At 43.2% G+C, this 13,693-nt stretch carries 13 protein-coding genes, 2 tRNA genes and 2 rRNA genes; 3 read left to right on the forward strand and 14 right to left on the reverse strand.

The annotated features are described in order from the left end of the window. Positions 1-194: 194 nt before the first annotated feature. Together groL and groES are read right to left on the reverse strand one after the other, a co-directional pair. Positions 195-1,814, reverse strand: a complete 1,620-nt coding sequence (groL, locus tag FZC78_RS22985; protein WP_148942391.1) for a chaperonin GroEL — start codon at positions 1,812-1,814, stop codon at positions 195-197. Between the two features lie 50 nt (positions 1,815-1,864). Beyond that, positions 1,865-2,152 (reverse strand): co-chaperone GroES, encoded by a 288-nt coding sequence (groES, locus tag FZC78_RS22990; protein ID WP_148942392.1) that lies wholly within the window; start codon positions 2,150-2,152, stop codon positions 1,865-1,867. Between the two features lie 415 nt (positions 2,153-2,567). On the opposite strand from groES, the gene FZC78_RS22995 reads away from it, so the two are divergent. Together FZC78_RS22995 and FZC78_RS23000 are read left to right on the forward strand one after the other, a co-directional pair. Further along, complete coding sequence (locus FZC78_RS22995) at positions 2,568-3,311, forward strand: CPBP family intramembrane glutamic endopeptidase (RefSeq protein ID WP_148942393.1); 744 nt, start codon at positions 2,568-2,570, stop codon at positions 3,309-3,311. Further along, the gene (locus FZC78_RS23000; RefSeq protein ID WP_148942394.1) at positions 3,308-3,514 is read left to right on the forward strand and encodes a YdiK family protein; all 207 of its coding nucleotides are present in this window, start codon (positions 3,308-3,310) and stop codon (positions 3,512-3,514) included. The genes FZC78_RS22995 and FZC78_RS23000 overlap by 4 nt, the downstream gene beginning before the upstream one ends. Positions 3,515-4,277: 763 nt before the next feature. Here the strand turns inward: FZC78_RS23000 and FZC78_RS23005 are convergent. The 4 genes from FZC78_RS23005 to FZC78_RS23020 all read right to left on the reverse strand — a co-directional run bounded on the left by FZC78_RS23005 (position 4,278) and on the right by FZC78_RS23020 (position 6,416). Next, positions 4,278-4,517: a spore coat protein gene (locus tag FZC78_RS23005; RefSeq protein WP_148942395.1), complete on the reverse strand. Its 240-nt coding sequence runs from the start codon at positions 4,515-4,517 to the stop codon at positions 4,278-4,280. 210 nt (positions 4,518-4,727) lie between these two features. After that, complete coding sequence (tatC, locus tag FZC78_RS23010) at positions 4,728-5,501, reverse strand: twin-arginine translocase subunit TatC (protein WP_148942396.1); 774 nt, start codon at positions 5,499-5,501, stop codon at positions 4,728-4,730. Positions 5,502-5,519: 18 nt separating this feature from the next. Next, positions 5,520-5,693, reverse strand: coding sequence for a twin-arginine translocase TatA/TatE family subunit (locus FZC78_RS23015; RefSeq protein WP_148942397.1), 174 nt, complete (start codon positions 5,691-5,693; stop codon positions 5,520-5,522). Positions 5,694-5,714: 21 nt separating this feature from the next. Continuing rightward, complete coding sequence (locus FZC78_RS23020; RefSeq protein WP_148942398.1) at positions 5,715-6,416, reverse strand: redox-sensing transcriptional repressor Rex; 702 nt, start codon at positions 6,414-6,416, stop codon at positions 5,715-5,717. 368 nt (positions 6,417-6,784) lie between these two features. Here FZC78_RS23020 and FZC78_RS23025 point away from each other — a divergent pair, with 368 nt between their 5' ends. After that, positions 6,785-8,719: an ABC transporter ATP-binding protein gene (locus tag FZC78_RS23025; RefSeq protein WP_148942399.1), complete on the forward strand. Its 1,935-nt coding sequence runs from the start codon at positions 6,785-6,787 to the stop codon at positions 8,717-8,719. A 1,309-nt stretch (positions 8,720-10,028) separates the two neighbouring features. Here FZC78_RS23025 and tsaD read toward each other — a convergent pair. The 8 genes from tsaD to FZC78_RS23065 form a co-directional block, all read right to left on the reverse strand. Next, a complete protein-coding gene (gene tsaD / locus FZC78_RS23030; protein ID WP_148942400.1) occupies positions 10,029-11,048 on the reverse strand; it encodes a tRNA (adenosine(37)-N6)-threonylcarbamoyltransferase complex transferase subunit TsaD in 1,020 nt (339 codons plus the stop codon). Then, the gene (gene rimI / locus FZC78_RS23035) at positions 11,041-11,493 is read right to left on the reverse strand and encodes a ribosomal protein S18-alanine N-acetyltransferase (protein ID WP_148942401.1); all 453 of its coding nucleotides are present in this window, start codon (positions 11,491-11,493) and stop codon (positions 11,041-11,043) included. Before rimI ends, tsaD begins: the two co-directional genes overlap by 8 nt. Before the next feature lie 22 nt (positions 11,494-11,515). Beyond that, the gene (tsaB, locus tag FZC78_RS23040) at positions 11,516-12,205 is read right to left on the reverse strand and encodes a tRNA (adenosine(37)-N6)-threonylcarbamoyltransferase complex dimerization subunit type 1 TsaB (protein ID WP_148942402.1); all 690 of its coding nucleotides are present in this window, start codon (positions 12,203-12,205) and stop codon (positions 11,516-11,518) included. Next, positions 12,202-12,657 (reverse strand): tRNA (adenosine(37)-N6)-threonylcarbamoyltransferase complex ATPase subunit type 1 TsaE, encoded by a 456-nt coding sequence (gene tsaE / locus FZC78_RS23045; protein ID WP_148942403.1) that lies wholly within the window; start codon positions 12,655-12,657, stop codon positions 12,202-12,204. The genes tsaB and tsaE overlap by 4 nt, the downstream gene beginning before the upstream one ends. Positions 12,658-12,820: 163 nt before the next feature. Further along, positions 12,821-12,897, reverse strand: a tRNA-Asp gene (locus FZC78_RS23050). A gap of 113 nt (positions 12,898-13,010) precedes the next feature. Beyond that, positions 13,011-13,084 (reverse strand) — tRNA-Met (locus FZC78_RS23055). A 78-nt stretch (positions 13,085-13,162) separates the two neighbouring features. Then, positions 13,163-13,279, reverse strand: a 5S ribosomal RNA gene (gene rrf / locus FZC78_RS23060). Between the two features lie 178 nt (positions 13,280-13,457). Next, positions 13,458-13,693 (reverse strand): 23S ribosomal RNA (locus FZC78_RS23065); the annotation flags it as partial.

The following is a 13,693-nucleotide window of genomic DNA, read 5'->3' on the forward strand; positions in this document are numbered from 1 at the left end:
GCTCGGTCATACTGATGATCAAATCACGAAAAATGTATATCTCCACGTAACGCAAGAAATGAAAAAAGAAGCCTCTCAAAAGTTCGGTGAACTAATGAGAAGCCTCCGTTAATATCCTCAATGTTAGCAAAATGTTAGCAAACCACTCTCACCTTACCAACAAACCCAGTCATATCAAGGGTTGGAGGCACTTATTACATCATGCCGCCCATGCCGCCCATATCAGGCATGCCGCCGCCGTTTTCTTCAGGAATGTCAGCAACAACTGCTTCAGTTGTTAAGAACATTGCTGCAACGGACGCTGCGTTTTGCAGTGCAGAACGAGTTACTTTTGTTGGATCTACGATACCGGAATCGATCATGTTGACCCACTCGCCAGTAGCTGCGTTGAATCCTACGCCAACTTCTTCTTTTTTCAGGCGTTCAACGATGATAGATCCTTCAAGCCCAGCGTTGTGAGCAATTTGACGGATTGGCTCTTCAAGCGCACGAAGAACGATCTTGATACCTGTTTTCACATCGCCTTCAGCTTCGATTGCAGAAACTTTGTTGTATACGTTCACAAGGGCAGTACCACCACCTGAAACGATACCTTCTTCTACAGCCGCACGAGTTGAGTTCAATGCGTCTTCGATACGAAGTTTGCGCTCTTTCAATTCTGTTTCAGTAGCCGCACCAACTTTAACTACTGCTACTCCGCCAGCAAGTTTCGCAAGGCGCTCTTGTAATTTTTCACGGTCGAACTCAGAAGTTGTTTCTTCCATTTGAGAACGGATTTGGTTTACGCGGGCAGAGATTTGATCCGGCTCGCCTGCACCTTCAACAACTGTTGTGTTTTCTTTTGTAACAACGATTTTCGCTGCGCGTCCAAGCTGAGTGATGTTCGCAGATTTAAGATCCAATCCAAGATCTTCTGTGATCACTTCACCGCCTGTAAGGATGGCAAGGTCTTCAAGCATAGCTTTACGACGGTCACCGAATCCAGGAGCTTTTACAGCTACAGCATTGAATGTTCCGCGAAGTTTGTTCACTACTAGTGTAGCAAGTGCTTCACCTTCAACATCTTCCGCAACGATCAATAGCGGCTTGCCTTGTTGTACGACTTGCTCAAGTACCGGCAGGACTTCCTGGATGTTTCCGATTTTCTTGTCAGTGATCAAGACATACGGATTATCAAGGACTGCTTCCATTTTGTCAGAGTCTGTTACCATGTAAGGAGATGCATATCCGCGGTCGAACTGCATACCTTCCACAACATCAAGCTCTGTAGAGAAACCTTTAGACTCTTCAATTGTGATGACGCCGTCGTTTCCAACGCGCTCCATAGCTTCAGCAATCAATTGTCCAACTTCTTCGTCAGCAGCAGAGATAGCCGCTACTTGTGCGATGGACTCTTTGCTTTCGATTGGTTTAGAGATTGCTTTCAACTCTTCGATTGCAGATTGAACCGCCTTTTCGATACCTTTACGGATACCTACAGGGTTCGCACCAGCAGTAACGTTTTTAAGTCCTTCACGGATCATCGCTTGCGCAAGGACCGTTGCAGTTGTTGTACCGTCACCGGCGATTTCGTTTGTTTTGCTTGCTACTTCAGCAACAAGCTTTGCACCCATGTTTTCGAAAGCATCTTCAAGTTCGATTTCTTTCGCGATTGTCACACCATCATTTGTAATTAGTGGAGAACCGTATTTCTTCTCAAGTACCACGTTGCGTCCTTTTGGTCCAAGAGTTACTTTTACTGCGTTTGCTAATTGATCTACACCGCGAAGCATGGAACGGCGTGCTTCTTCGCTGAATTTAATATCTTTAGCCATTTAAAAAGACCTCCTTATATTGGTTAGGTATATTTTCAGATAAAGATTGATTATTCGCCGATTACAGCCAGAATGTCGCTGTCACGAAGGATCAGGTATTCTGTGCCTTGGTATTTCACTTCTGTACCAGCATATTTTGAGAAGATGATTTTATCGCCCGCAGCCACATCAAGAGCTGCACGCTCACCATTATCAAGAACCCGTCCGGCACCTACAGCAATAACTTTACCCTCTTGTGGTTTCTCCTTAGCTGAATCCGGCAGTACGATACCGCTTGCTGTCTTTTCTTCTGATTCTACTAGCTCAATAACGACGCGATCACCTAGTGGTTTTAACAAGTGAAACAACCTCCTCATATATTATGTAAGTATTCGTATTTATTAGCACTCGTTAAGGTTGAGTGCTAACACAATTATTATAATAAATAATTCGTTTCCATTTTGCAAGAGTCCTGCTTAAATTTTTTTTCGTCAAATTTCCTGAAAAAACACACCTTCTTATTTTATGTTACAGATGGTATTTTATTCCTCTCGACCAAATTCCTGCAGAAAATCTGAAGTTAAGGCTCTGCTTTGGCGACCTTAGTAAGGTTCGGCCCCCTATCGAAAAATGGTTCTTATTCTGCCTGCTCTTTCGTATAAAAGAAAGAAAACCTCTTTCTTTGCGAAAAAGGCTCTTTATTAGTAGAATTGTAAGGAAAAGCGGAAGCTAATAAGAATTGTAATGACAGATTCAATATAAGGAGACATCACGTTGAAAAAACAATATGGATATGTTCTTATAGCCTATATCACCATGCAGCTCTCAAGCATCCTCGGGATTCCTCTGTTTTACCACGCAGCCGTCAATTGGTTCAACCAGTCCAGCGATCAGGCAGAGGCAGTCGTACCCGGTTACTGGTTGATTTTTTCATTCTCGATTACGCTGCTTGTTGTCTGGCTTATTTTACGAAAATCGGAAGCATCCACCCGTCTGGAAAGAGAAGCTCCCATGTCGGCTGTGTTCTCGGCACTATGGGCAATTGCCGGTATATTCATGGCTTTCTTCGCACAGGCTATAGCCATCAACATCGAACGCCTTCTCGGAATTGAGATGGGATCGGAAAATACGGAAACCATTGTCAGGATCATCGATTCTGTGCCTTTGGCCATGATTGTAGCAGCTGTCATCGGGCCGATCCTGGAAGAAATCGTGTTTCGAAAGATTATTTTTGGTGCTTTATATCAGCGTTTTTCATTTATCCTTTCTGCGCTGATCAGTTCGGTCATCTTCGCATTTGCACACTTTGAGCCGGAACATGTCCTTTTATATTCAGCAATGGGCTTCACCTTTGCGTTCCTTTATGTTAAAACCAAAAGGATCATTGTGCCGATCATCGCCCACGTGTCGATGAACTCCCTCGTCGTGCTGATGCAGTCCATTTTCAGGGAAGATATCGAAAGAATGATTGAAGAAGCGGAGAGAATTCAAGGATTTATAGGAGGATTATTTATATGAGGAGATCACCTTTGTTCAGCGGCATTCTTTACATCCTCCTCGGAGTTTTGTTTACGTACTTTGCCGTTATCAATGTAAACGACAATGGCTGGGGATTTTTCGCCTACCTTATGGTGCTGCTGGCCACACTGGATTTCGGATCTGGAATCAGAATGGTCGCCATGCATTTTAAAATTAAGAAACAGTTGAATGATAAGAAATAGTGGAAGCCTTTAAGAGGGCTTCTTTTTTATGCTGTTTTCTAGGTTCTTTTCATAAACTTTTTTGCTATATTTGAAACTAATTGAAAAGAAAATAATTATAATTCACCGAAATTCACATGGTAAACACGAAAAGAAAAGAGCTGCTCTCCAGATTCGAGCGAAAACCCTTAGTATCCGGGGATATTCGAAAGCAACAATGTATGCGAAAACAGCCTTTTTCTAAAAGGTTGTCTCTTTTTGAATGAAACTTACAGAAGGATATTTACAGCTGGCCAGCGGGGACTAGGCGGCAAGGGGAGACTGAGGATACATACCAGCTGGGAACGGACTTCTCCCTCATGGTTTCACATCCAGTTGATGCACCCCACATGGAACAGTGAGCAGCCGCTATATCAGTTAAGAGTCCCGTATCGGAACTTTGGCTAGTAAATAAGGGGAAAAATTCCCTTTTTTTTTATGAAATAGCATTCGAAACAGCTTAAATAGAGGGAGAAATTCCCCTTAATTGTCTTAAAAACTAGAAAATAGGCAATTCTGCTTTAGATAAGGGGAAAATCTCCCCTTATTCAGCATCGAAATGGGCTCAATATTGCAATTAACGGGAAATTCTTCCCTTATTTTTTCATCAAGTTACTCCATGTTTAAGGCACCACTTTTCGGCGTCATTCGACTGTAGAGGAAATTCATTACTCTTCCCCCAGCCCCGCCAAACCTAGGACATAAAAAGACCTTTCCCGTTTTAAGGAAAAGCTCCTTTTATCACCTAATAGTAAGGATACGGATAATAAGGGTATGGCGGGTAATAATACGGTCTTGGAGTCAATAATGCTCCTGCCGCGAGCCCGGTTATAAATGGAACTCCAAAACCGAAGCCGAAACCTGGCCGGCCAAACCCAAAGCCGGGGCGTCCGAAACCAAATCCCGGACGGCCAAATCCGAAACCGGGACGTCCGAAGAAAATTCTTTGATCGTTAGGATTAATTCCATGGTGATTCACGAACATCTTCCTCCTCGTTCTCTAGTCTAATGTCACTGACCCTATAAAGTATGAATAAGACAAGGAAGCCTCTTGGGTATTCGCCCCTGATTTCCTATATTTTCAACAAAAGTTCCCACACACTTTAGTCCTTTAAAGCACGAAGAGGGACTGTCCCTTTTTGCGCTTTAAAGGATTAAACGCCCACAATTCAAAAAAAGGAACAACCAATTAAGGTTATTCCTCTCTTTTTCTTTCTTCTTCATAGAGTTCTCTCTGCAGCTGTTGTTCTGCCTGGAGCACCTTTTTATAGCCGATTTTGGAAACCCAGATGCTGACTTCATATAAAAACAGCAGCGGTACTGTCACCATTAGATGGGAAACAATATCCGGCGGCGTGATGAGCGCTGCGATTACCAGCAAGATGAAATACGCATAGCGTCTCATTTGCCCCATGAACATTGGGGTGATGATCCCCAGCCTGGTCAAAAACAACATGACGACCGGCAGTTGAAACAGAAGCCCGAATGGAACGGTCAACTGGAACAGGAAATGGAAGTATTCATTGATTCCAATGACCTGCTGTATATCCAACTCATCAGATAAATTCATCATGAAGCCGACCACATATGGAAATAGAATAAAGTAAGCGAAAGATAATCCTCCCAGGAAAAGCAGCAGGGATATTGGGATATAGCTCAAAGTTACTTTTCTTTCTCTTTCCAGCAGCCCCGGGCTGATGAACGCCCAAAATTGAAATAAAATCAGCGGAGATGTCAGGATCAACGAGATGAAGACCATCATCTCCAAATAAATTTTCAATGGATCTGTTAATCTGAAAGCATTCATGGTCAGCTCTTTCGCTTCATCCGCATGCTGAAGATATCGTATCAGCGGTTCTGCGAGGAAGAAGCTGCCGAGGAAGGCCAACATGAAGAAAACGACTACAAACATGAGCCGTTTCCTGAGTTCTCCTATATGTTCATAAATCGTCATTTCGTTATGACTCATAGCGTTCAATCCTTACATTTACTTAGCATCTTTATCTTTGCTGTCATCATCATCTGCTAAGCCTTTTGTTGCGTTTTTAAACTCACGCAATGTATTTCCCATTGCTTTGCCTAATTCCGGCAATTTCTTTGGTCCGAAAATCAATAGAGCTACAATTGCGATCAATATGAGGCTACCTGGTCCTAGTGGCATAACGCTCACCTCCTTGTTCTATCATAACTTATCGTTTTTATTTTTGCTATCATGTTCATTTTCTTCTTGTGACATTTCGGTGTCATCTTCCGAATAGTTTTTCAGGAAATATACCAGCGACTGAAGTTCTACCGCCAGATCAATATGGTGGATCCTGATATGATCCGGTGCTGTGAGCCGGGCAGGTGTGAAATTCAAAATCCCTTTAATGTTGGCCTCGACGAGCCTGTCGGTAATATTTTGAGCCGATCCAACAGGAACTGTCAGTATCGCCACCTCTATATCATTTTCTTCCAGATGTTTCTCCATATCATCGAGACTGTATACCGGTACGTCACTGATGATAGAACCCACCTTTTCAGGAGCAACATCAAACGCCATCTCTATTTTCGTATTATTGTTTTTGATAAAATTATAGTGAAGAAATGCGGTACCCAGGTTACCTACACCAATCAGGACGACCTTCGTCAATTCATCTTGATCGAGCGTTTTGCTGAAAAAAGAGAGCAGATAGTTAACATTGTAACCATACCCTTTCTTTCCTAACGCACCAAAGTAGGAAAAATCCCTGCGGATTGTGGCGGAATCTACCTTTACCGCTTCACTCAGTTCCTTCGAAGAAACCCGCTGTTTTCCCGAGGAGTGTAAATTCTTGATAAATCTATAGTATAACGGCAGCCGTTTAGCTGTCGCTTGTGGAATCTTTGCACTTTCCTGATTCATTACCATTCCCCCACAAATTGATTCGCTTGAGCTTTAAGCTTACCTCTCACTTCATCCTGCTGATAACGCTTCCATATGAACGTGGGAAGTCATCTTTCCATTTTGTGCTTGTTGACGTTATATGTCAATTCCTTTTCATGGAAAACTAAATCTACCTATCGAATGTGAATCTAAGCTTATTTCCGTCCACACTATCATACACTATTTTGCCCTTTCTGTCTGTCCGTTCGACAGCGTGTAACACCCTTAACATTGCCGTCGCCGTTAATTTTGCGATACACTATACTAATAAGCATACCGATAAATAAAGCTTGCTTTTGCGCTCTTTTCTACGCAAAAAAAGAGCCTACTATATAGAGGTGAATGAAATGATATTATTACAAGTCAATCAAATCGTTAAGTCCTTCGGTGCTGACGTGATCCTGTCCAATATAAAGCTCGAACTTCAGAACCGCGACAGAGTAGCTCTGGTCGGACGGAACGGAGCGGGCAAATCTACACTATTAAAAATCATTTCCGGACAGCTTTCCTATGATTCCGGCGATATTATTAAGCCAAAAGAAACGACCATTGGGTACCTCGCCCAGCATACCGGCCTCGAATCCGGTTTATCCATCTGGGATGAAATGCTCTCGGTCTTTGATGACCTGCGCAAGATGGAAGAAGATTTGAGGAAGCTCGAGCAGCAGATGGCGGATCCTGCTGTTTATGAAAATGAAGAAAAATACGCCAGGGTCCTGAAAGAATATGATAGTACTCAGGTGAAATTCAAAGAATCAGGCGGTTATCAATTCGAAGCCGATATCCGTTCCGTCCTGCACGGTTTGAACTTTGCGGGCTTTGATTATAGTACACAGATTTCCACCTTAAGCGGGGGGCAGAAAACACGCCTGGCTCTCGGAAAACTTTTACTGACAAAGCCTGATATTCTGATTCTGGATGAGCCTACCAATCACCTTGATATCGATACACTATCCTGGCTGGAGCAGTATCTTCAAGGCTATGAAGGGGCAATACTCATTGTCTCCCATGACCGTTACTTCCTGGACAAAGTCGTGAATCAGGTTTATGAGGTGTCACGCTCTAACTCGAAGAAATATCACGGCAATTACAGCCAGTTCCTAGAAATGAAGGCCGAGATGTTCGAAAGAGAAATGAAACAGTTTGAGCGCCAGCAGGAAGAAGTCGCCAAACTGCAGGATTTCATCCAGAAAAACATCGCCCGCGCTTCCACGACAAAGCTCGCGCAAAGCCGACGAAAGAAACTGGAAAAAATGGATATCATGGACCGCCCCCAAGGTGATGAAAAATCGGCAGCCTTCTCCTTTACCATTGACCGCCCAAGTGGAAATGATGTTCTTAAAGTCAATGACTTGGCAATTGGATATGGAGAGGATATAATATCCTCCTCTCTGGACATGGCCATGTCAAAAGGAGACAGTGCTGCCCTGGTAGGACCAAATGGAGTCGGAAAATCTACGCTTTTAAAAACCTTGATCAAAAGGCTGAAACCTATTAAAGGAGACTTCACCTTTGGCTCCAATGTTTCCATAGGCTATTATGATCAGGAGCAGGCAGAACTCACATCCAATAAGACCGTCTTAAATGAACTGTGGGATGAATACCCAATGAAAGATGAGAAAGACATCAGAACGGTTTTGGGCAACTTCCTCTTCTCCGGCGAAGATGTCTTGAAGCCCGTATCGACTCTTAGCGGAGGGGAAAAAGCCAGACTAGCCCTTTCAAAGCTAATGCTGCAAAAAGCGAACCTGCTGATCCTCGATGAGCCAACCAACCACTTGGACCTCGACAGCAAGGAAGTACTAGAGTCCGCCTTGATAAATTATCCGGGAACCATCCTGTTTGTTTCGCATGATCGTTACTTCATTAACCGGATTGCCACAAAGGTAGTCGAGTTATCACAGAATGAAGCAACCGAATTTCTTGGAGATTATGACTACTATATTCAGAAAAAGAACGAGATACTTGAAATTGCTCAGCTTGAACAAAGCAATCTTGTTAAAAGTCCTGCTCCTGTAAAAACAGAAAAACAAAACTATCAACAGGATAAAGAAGCGAAAAAGCTGGAGAGACAGCGTAAAAGACGGGTAGAAGAACTCGAAGCACTGATGGAAGAACTCGAAGGGACCATAAGCAGGATAGAGACTGACTTATGTGATCCTGATATCTTTCAAGACCATGAAAAAGTGGTGAAACTGAACAGTGAATTGGAAGAAGCGAAGCAATCATTAGAAGAATATATGGAAGAGTGGACCGAAATCGAAGAGCTCCTCCAAACTTAAAAAACTGCTCCAGGTAAATCCTGGAGCAGTTTTACTCTTTTTTACAACTAATCAAATTTATAAACAATGTTATTCCACATAGTTATGCACAGAAAAAGTGTTAATTTATCTCTATTCACATCACTTTTCCACATAATCCACAATTTAATCCACAGTTATCCCCATTACTAACAAAAAAATAGGAAAATTTCCTTGTTCTTTTGCACAAGGAAAACAATAGTTATCAACAAGTTGTCCACAGACTGTGTACAAAACACCTGTTCTTATTTCAGCAAACTTATCCTCTTATCTATACCCTTATTTTTTCTGTTGGAAACCCCTTCTACTTCTATAGTTATCCCCGAAGTGTGGAAATCCTGGGGGTATCTTTGTGTTTTTGAGAATATTAAGCTAGGTCAGCCAAACTAGTTTTCCCCATCATCCTGTTATCCACAAGGTTTTAAGTATGATGCTAATAAAAGATTCATAGTAGATCGCTTGAATTTTGGGTCTCTTGAACTTTCCTTGAGACCCTTACGGCTTTAAAGGGAGAAAGGTTGTGGTTTAATACACACTTTCATACACCCGGCGGAAAAGGGATGGTTCCCCTCCCATGCTGCTCCTTCTTCTTACACTTATGAGGGAAGACCAACTGCTCATGACCGAAGTTCCCGCAGCCTCGTACATATCTAGAGGAGAAATGGAAGGTCAGGTCCTTGCTGGAGTAACCAGCAGGGAAATAAGGGAAGATTTTTCCCTTATTCTCAGATTTAATTCAATTTCATCGTGAATAAGGGAATTATTTTCCCTTATTTTAAGAAAAGCCCTATTTTTTAGAGATTAAAGGCTGATAAGGGAATACTTTTCCTCTATTTGAGCTTTTGGCGGTGCTATTCAGCAAATAAGGGAATCTTCTTCCGCTATTAGGAGGAGAAATGGAAGGTCAGGTCCTTGCCGGAGTAACCAGCAGGGAAATAAGGGAAGATTTTTCCCTTATTCTCAGATTTAATTCAAATTGATGGTGAATAAGGGAATTATTTTCCCTTATTTTAAGAAAAGCCCCTATTTTTTAGAGATTAAAGGCTGATAAGGGAATACTTTTCCTCTATTTGAGCTTTTGGCGGTGCTATTCAGCAAATAAGGGAATCTTCTTCCGCTATATAAAAGCAAACTTGAAGGTAATGCCCATGAGCGAGCAACTAGCGATCATACATATCTAGATATAAAACCATTCTCTCCCGACCGAAGATATCTGTCTGTAATAGCTAAAAAACACGCTCCCCCACTAATCTTCAAATAAAAAAAAGCTTGAGAGATTTCTCCCTCAAGCCTAAAAACTTTCTATATCAAGACCCGGATTGGCATTCATCGCCATCGAGCCCCGCTTCCCTTTTTCAAACTCAATAGTACCCGCAGCCGCAATCATCGCAGCGTTATCTGTACATAGTGACAAAGGAGGCACGACAAGCTCCACTCCGTCTAAAGCACCAAACTCTTTTTCCAATGTACTTCTCAATCCTCTATTGGCTGCAACGCCGCCTGCCAGCAGAACCTGTCCAACTCCGTACTGCTTTGCCGCCTTTAGAGTCTTAGTGACAAGTACATCAATTACACTGGCCTGAAAACTCGCGGCCAGCGTTTCCTGAGCAATGGTTTCCCCACGCTGTTCAGCATTGTGGACAGTGTTGATAACCGCTGACTTCAGGCCGCTGAAACTAAAGTCAAACGAGTCAGCTTCCAACCATGCCCTCGGCAGATCAATCTCCGGTTTTCCTTCTGCTGCCAGCCTGTCGATATGCGGACCTCCTGGATAAGGCAGGCCAAGTGTCCTTGCTACTTTATCATAAGCTTCTCCTGCAGCATCATCCCGAGTCTCTCCGATCACTTCATATGATCCATGCTCTCTCATATATACCAATTCTGTATGGCCGCCGGATACAACTAAAGAAAGAAGAGGAAATTTCATATCTGTCACTAATCGGTTTGCATATATATGTCCGGCGATATGATGAACGCCGATAAGCGGAAGGCCGTGAGCAAAAGCCAATGCCTTAGCTGCATTTACGCCAATTAGCAGGGCACCCACAAGGCCAGGCCCTTCCGTAACAGCAATCGCATCCATTTCCTTTAAACTCATCCCAGCCTGATCGAGCGCTTCCTCTATCACAATCGTGATTTGTTCCACATGATGGCGAGAGGCAATCTCCGGAACTACTCCGCCAAAACGCTTATGGCTTTCGATTTGAGAAGCAACAACATTTGATAGAATTTCTTTACCGTTTTTCACGATGGAGACAGCTGTCTCATCACAGCTCGTTTCCATTCCTAGTATATACGTATCTTTACTCATATAATTTCACCCACATAACTAATGCATCCTCTTGGTTGTCAGAATAGTATTTTTTGCGGACTCCGCCTTCCGCGAATCCGAACTTCTTATACAGAGTTTGAGCAGGAGTATTACTGACCCTTACCTCAAGTGTCATGGTCACTGCTCCCATTTCCTTTGCGATTTCAATCATGCTCTGCATCAATCTATCTCCAAGGCCTTGCCCTCTGTAAGAAGGAAGGACAGCGATGTTGGTAATATGGGCTTCATCCACGATGATCCAAACTCCGCAATAACCGATGACCTTGCCTTTGTCTTCAATGACAATATATGTCGCAAAATGGTTCGTCTCTATTTCATTGAAAAATGCATCCCTGCTCCATGGAATGGTAAAAGACTCTGTTTCCACTTCCATGATATCATCTAAATCTTCAACACTCATTAATCTTATTGTATAATCGCTCATTTGCCATTCCCCAATAACACCGCTATTTTTGTGATTCTCTCCACTTAGCTTCTGCCTCTGCCAGCCTGATATAATTCGGTACAAGACCGTGAACATTTTCTTCAGAACGATCCATTCCAAGCCTTATCAATTCAGACGGACGTGGATTATGACTGGCCATGTCCCCAAAAACCGCCTGGTCAGCCAATTTGCTATGTAAAACTTCCTGATGAATTTTCACATCATGTCCTACAAACAAAACCTTCTGCTCATATTGGCTCATTATTTCAGCCCATTGCTCAGCCGGCAAATTGGCATCTTCTATTATGCACTCCAACTTTCCTTCACTGAACTTGTAGAGCCCAGTATATAACTGTCCTCTCCGCGCATCAAACAAAGGAGAGATCAATCCATCAAAGTACCTTCCTGATGACGCCAGTACAGCCAGCGATGAAACACCAACTACTGGAATATTCAATGACCATGCCATTGTTTTGGCAATTGTCACACCTATTCTCACACCTGTATAAGAACCCGGGCCATTAGCTACTACGATTTTATCCAAATCTGCAGGCGCTATACCGCATTCCTTCATCAGCATCTCCACTGCCGGCATTCCCCTCAGAGAGTGGTTCTTCTTAATATTCGTTATAAACTCACCAATTACTTCATTGCCATCGACCAGTGCGATGCCCAATTGGTAATTGGAAGTATCAATTCCCAAGATCTTCATTCAAAAATCTCCTTACATAACATTTCATATCTTTCGCCCGACGGCTCCAGTATAATCTTTCTTTCTTCTTCAGATACCCTCATTATCGTGACAGCCAGCCTTTCTTCAGGAAGCTGATCCTTAATCAAGTGCGCCCACTCAACGACCGTCACACCACCGCCATCAAAATACTCGTCAAAGCCAAGATCCTCGAAAGAGTCATCCAAGCGGTAGACATCCATATGATATAAAGGCAGCCGCCCCTGATATTCTTTAATAATCGTAAAGGTCGGACTGTTCACATTGCGCTTAACACCGAGGCCTTTTGCAAGACCTTTTGTAAATGTCGTCTTTCCTGCTCCAAGGCCACCCTCTAATGTTAAGATATCATTTTCTTGAAGCATCCCAGCAAGCCTTCCTGCAAATTCACCTGTCTGCTCCGGATTGCATGTTATAAATTCATACGTAGCCATAACGATCTCCTTTAATGTATAAAAAAACCTTAGGATACAAGTCACTTCCTAAGGATGCAGTATATATGTAGTTTACCCGATTTCATCTGGTTGAGCAAAAAAACCGGCATAAAGACAAAAAAAATAACGAAACATCGTTTCGCTAAACTTCTAAAGTAATAGATGGCGGTCCGGACGGGACTCGAACCCGCGACCTCCTGCGTGACAGGCAGGCATTCTAACCAACTGAACTACCGGACCAAGGATTTTTGCCAGCAAGCAAAATATCCTTCATTGTTGTAAGTACCAATAAATACTTTTCAAAATATTTATCCTTAAAATGAAGGGTAATATTTCGCAGCTATAAAATGGTATTGCGGGGGCAGGATTTGAACCTGCGACCTTCGGGTTATGAGCCCGACGAGCTACCGAACTGCTCCACCCCGCGACAATAATAATGATACATTATATGCAGCCTATTAAGAAAAGTTCTTCTTTTCAGCTCATATTATTGGAATTCATTCCAGCCTGGCGACGTCCTACTCTCACAGGGGGAGATCCCCCAACTACCATCGGCGCTGAAGAGCTTAACTTCCGTGTTCGGCATGGGAACGGGTGTGACCTCTTCGCCTTAGTCACCAGACTGTATGAAATTGAAAGAACATTGTTCTTTCAAAACTAGATAAAGTATTAGAAGAAAGAAGAAAGTATTCCGAGTTTCGCTGCATTTTGCAATCCAGCTCCGACGGCTAGAGGCTCGGGGTCATCTGCTTGCTGCCAGATGCCTGTCGCCTCTGTTCAAGCCGCCTGCGCTTTTTACTGTGGTTAAGTCCTCGATCGATTAGTATCTGTCAGCTGCACGTGTCGCCACGCTTCCACCTCAGACCTATCTACCTGATCATCTTTCAGGGATCTTACTCACATAAAGTGATGGGAAATCTCATCTCGAGGGGGGCTTCATGCTTAGATGCTTTCAGCACTTATCCCTTCCGCACATAGCTACCCAGCGATGCCTTTGGCAAGACAACTGGTACACCAGCGGTGCGTCCATCCCGGT

The sequence above is a fragment of the Rossellomorea vietnamensis genome (assembly GCF_008180415.1).
GTDB lineage: Bacteria > Bacillota > Bacilli > Bacillales > Bacillaceae_B > Rossellomorea > Rossellomorea vietnamensis_C.